2 protein-coding genes are annotated in these 4,371 nt (G+C 66.9%); one reads left to right on the forward strand and one right to left on the reverse strand.

What is annotated here, in order from left to right; genetic code table 11:
• Nucleotides 1–668 precede the first annotated feature (668 nt).
• A complete protein-coding gene (locus ACFU99_RS34700) occupies nucleotides 669–803 on the reverse strand; it encodes a hypothetical protein (RefSeq protein ID WP_384399878.1) in 135 nt (44 codons plus the stop codon).
• Between the two features lie 581 nt (nucleotides 804–1,384).
• Here ACFU99_RS34700 and ACFU99_RS34705 point away from each other — a divergent pair.
• A complete protein-coding gene (locus tag ACFU99_RS34705; RefSeq protein ID WP_384399881.1) occupies nucleotides 1,385–3,679 on the forward strand; it encodes an NACHT domain-containing protein in 2,295 nt (764 codons plus the stop codon).
• The last annotated feature ends 692 nt before the right edge of the window (nucleotides 3,680–4,371 follow it).

The raw sequence follows: 4,371 nt of genomic DNA on the forward strand, positions 1-4,371 counted from the left end.
CCCCACGAACGGGGCGCGACGCGCACCCCGACCGCACCACCGAGCCACACCAACGTCAGGAACACCCCATGCTCACGAATGCATGCGCCGCCTATCCGCAGCAACCTGCCGGTCCGGCAGGAGAACCAACCCCGCAGACGTGCCTCCAGGTCGCCAGGCAAGCCGCCATCGTCGCCGCCACCGCCGACGACGCTATGACCGCCGCAGCCCGCTGCCGACCTGGCGCCGCCGCCCGACTGGAGTCGGCCATGCACGCCGCCCACAAGGAAGCCGTCGACGCCGAAAGGTACGCGGACCTCGCGAGCAATACGCCGACGACCCCGCCATGCCGAACAGTTCCCTGCTGCACTGCGCCCGGCAGGCCGTCGACCACGCCGTCCGCGCCCAGTCGGCCGCCGGCATCGCGACGACGGCCGCCGACCTACGGGCCGAGCTGGAACGGACCTTGACGGCAGCCGAACACGCCGAACAGGAGAGCGCCCGGCGCCAGGAAGAAGCTCAGCACGAGAGCGAGGAGCGGGACGCCACCGGCATGGACCGGGAGAATCGGGACCGGGCAGCGACGAACCGGTATCTCGCGGAACAGCATGTCGCTGAACTCGGATGGACAGCGGGGCACGCCCGAGTACTTGAGCTTGACTCTGTCGGGGATCTTGGTGCCGCTGGGGTCAGCTGCCCAGGGTGCGCCAGGACTTCGGTCGGGGTATCTCGCGCTGGCCGAGGTAGTGCTGGAAGGCAGTCGGGCGGCGGGGCGTGAGTGCTTCCTCGGCGGGTGGTAGTCCGCTGAGCCGTTCGATGTTCACGGCGATGGCCGTAAGCACGTGCTGCAGATGGGCTTTGGGTTGTCCTCGGTCCACAGCCCGTCAAGGCGGTCCCGTACCCATATCGCCGTCGTGCCGGCCGGGTTACTCGCCCGCGCGACCTGCGCGGTCAGAGACGGAACCTGCTCACCGGAACGGGGGCGGAGCGACAACGGGCACCTCGACGACGGCATCGGCCTACGGAACAGCGCGAGCATGCCCGCTGATCATGCTGCCGCGCCGGGAAACCCCGAGATCCCCGACAGAGTCAAGCTTATCTATAGGTCGAGCTCATCCATGCTGCTCAGACGGGTGTAAGATTGTCGGGGGCGTTCCTTAATGAGGGCGCTTCCGCTCATCCGTCCGGCCGTCCGACGACCGTGCGCCGCCGCACCCGCCCTTGAGATCCTCACAAATGCGCCCTTGGCCTTCGCAACTGAATACGGTCTGATGCGTCTTGGGCGCACTTCTCGGCATCGAATTTGACGATAACTCGATATCGTTTTCGGGAGAAGCTTATGAGAGCGCGAAGCGCTGGAGCCATAGGGATTTTACTCTTGCTCTGCGCTTTCCTTGCGGCATCCATGAAGATCGACTTATTCCCGAAGGGAACCCAGGAGATCACCACCTTGGTGACCGGGCTTCCCGGACTGTGGCTTACCTGGGCGGCATACCGCGCCGGACGCGTGGACGCTCGGGCAGCCCGCGGAGAAGGTGCACGACTGGATTCGGCGGCGGATCATTTGGCCGCGCAGGTCCTCCAGCAGTGGGAGAGAACGGCACGCGACCGAAAACTTTATTCCCCGGCGCCGATCCCGGTCCGCTGGCGCTGGTCACGTCATGCGGCAACCGGCCCGATGGAAGCAGCGCTGGGCAACACCGGCGGCCTTCCCCCTTTTCACCCCGTACCCGGCTTTCAAAGCATCGAAGTCTCCGCGCTGAGAACCGGTGGAATGAGTGATCTGCTCAAAGTCCACGGAGGTCTGACTTCGGGACGCGTCATTGTGCTCGGGCGCCCCGGGAGCGGGAAGTCCGAAGCGGGGCTGCTCGCCGTCCTGGAGATGCTGAGGCATCGCCGCGACGCTTCGGAGGGGCGCTCCCGCATCCCCGTGCCCGTCCTGCTTAACATGACGGGCTGGGACGGCAGGTACCAGAGCCTCACCGAATGGGCGGCCGCGCACCTGTCCCAGGACTATCCATTTCTGCGACTGCCCGAATACGGATCGAGAGCCGCAGCACGTCTCATAGAACAGGGGCAGATCTCTTTCTTCCTCGACGGCTTCGACGAACTGGCCGTGGAACTCCGGCCGATCGCACTGGAGAGAATCAGCGAACACTCTGCTTCCCGCGTCGTGCTCTTCTCTCGCGTCGACGAGTTCATGGGCACCGTCCCGCACGCACACATACGCGGCGCCGCCGCGCTGGAACTCGACCCGATCCCGAGCAGGGAGGCAGCCGAGTACTTACGACGCACCCAGGTGAGCCCCGCTCCCCGGCCGTGGCAGGAATTAATAGCTCATCTGCGGGACCACCCGGAAAGCGTTCTCTCCCACGCCCTGGATTCGCCACTCCCGCTCACCCTGGTCCGGGACTCCTTCCCGAACCCGGAAGACGTGTCCGAACTGCTCACCGTAGACCGCTTCTTTAGCACGGACGACGTTGTGACTTATTTGCTGGACCGGTTCGTCAACACCGTCTACCAGCCAAAGCGATTCGCAGCCCCGGGGCCCTATGAACACGGAAGGGCTCGCGGCTGGCTGCGCTACCTGGCTTCCGAGATGGCGCAGCACGGAACATACAGCTTCGACTGGCGCCGCCTGCCGCACTGGGCCCCCGCTCTTCCCAGGATTCTGATGCTCGGATCTCTGTCCACCGCCTTCGGCGCGATTGGCGGGCTCCTGGCTTTCGGACCCGGACAGTATTCGGCGCAGGGAATCTCCGGGGCCCAGGGAGGAGTTGTCTACGGGGTGGTCATGGGACTCGTGCTCGGTCTCGGCGCCGGGATGATCGCGGAACTGCGCGATCCCGGACCCAACGACTTCCGCCAGCGGTTCCTCCGCCGGAGGAACTCATGGAGCATAAACTTCAATCCGGGCGTGGGCATAGTCGTCGGAACCCTGATCGGGTTCTGGAGCACCGAGTTCCTCTTCAGCAAGGGGAACTACTTCGGCGAGCCGAAGATCGCGCTCTTCGTGATCTCTTTCCTCGTCGTCGGCGTGGGAAGCGGTGCGCTGTCCGCCCGCGCGGCGATGCGGGTCCATCCGCATGCGGGGCGAGGCTGGCGGGCCAGGGCCAGATCCTGGTATTCGAGGCTGCCCCTCTTCGCCGGTGCCATGGCGGGAGGGATTCCGATAGGTCTGAGGTACCTGTTCCAGGTGAACCCGCCCGCACCACTGTCAGGACTGCTCAACGGCATCTGGGGGATGCTCATCGCGGCTCTCGTCATCGGCGCCGCAAGACCTGCGTCGCGTATTGACCCTCTGGTCGGCAGAGACGCGGCCTGGAGACGGGAACGACGTGGAGCTCTCCTCTTCGGTGTGGTCTTCGGGCTGTGCGTCGGGCTTGGTTTCGGGATCCGTGAGATCACCATGTACGCCCATGGGGTCGTCGGGGGGCCCGCCGTGGTCGTGGCCCTCTCCCAGACCGTCGGCCTGGCCCTGCCGTTCGGCGTCGGGGCCATGATCGCCAGCTCCGACGCCTGGCGCAGCACCTTCTTCTTCCTCCAACTGCGCCTCGCAGGCAGCTTCCCCGCCCGCGGCATGCAGTTTCTCGAAGACGCCTACGCTCGCCGTGTCCTGCGCGCGGACGGACCGCGCTATCAGTTCCGCCACGCGCTGTTGCAGGACACGCTCCAGCCCGATCGCCTCAGGCAGCGGTGAACGGGCCGGGCGCCAGCAGACCGGGCTCGCCGTCTCCACTTGGCCAAAAGGACCCAAGCCTACGCCCTGACGGCCCCCGTACAGCATCGTAGAGAGTGCCCTGGCGACGAGGCCGGTCGTCGCACCGCTGGCGGGCCCGATCGAGCGGGTCGGGGCCTGCTGGTACGGCCTGAACCTTTGGTCAGGGCCTGCTCGGCGCGGGGGTCAGCCCCCACGACCCGTCAGGGGGCCACGGTGCTGATGACGCATGCCAGTGACCGGGACGCTTACGAAGCACGGTTCGCGAGGGGCCGCCGACGCTACAAGCGCCGCGATGACCAGAAGGCCGCTGCCCGCAGGCTGCCGCCGCTCGACTCCAGCGCACACCGGCTGTACCGGAGGCCGGTGACCCTCGTGGAGCAGGAGGCGCGCGCCGAACGTGTAGCGACCGACCAGTGGGAGGGAGAAGGCGGGTACTGCCCCGCGGTACTGCGACCGGCAACGCCCCGTGTCGAGGCCCCGCCGGCGACAAGGGCGCCGCTCTTCGGGCCCCGTGTGCAGTCCGCCTTGTGGTGATGCCGGTGCCGGCCTCAGAGATTTCATGCCTCCGGCGGGTCCTCCTCGGAGGGGAGGGGGCTGAATGGTCAGCTGCCGCGCCGTCGTGGTGCGGGTGGGGAAGGCGGGGTTCCCTCCTCGGCCGGACACCCAAGGGG

Origin of the sequence: Streptomyces sp. NPDC057654, assembly GCF_042800135.1 — a bacterium.
Classification (GTDB): Bacteria; Actinomycetota; Actinomycetes; order Streptomycetales; family Streptomycetaceae; genus Streptomyces.

What these genes read in the sequence shown, in the direction of transcription:
- ACFU99_RS34705 (WP_384399881.1), top strand. Translation starts at nt 1,385, where the DNA reads ATGAAGATCGACTTATTCCCGAAGGGAACCCAGGAGATCACCACCTTG.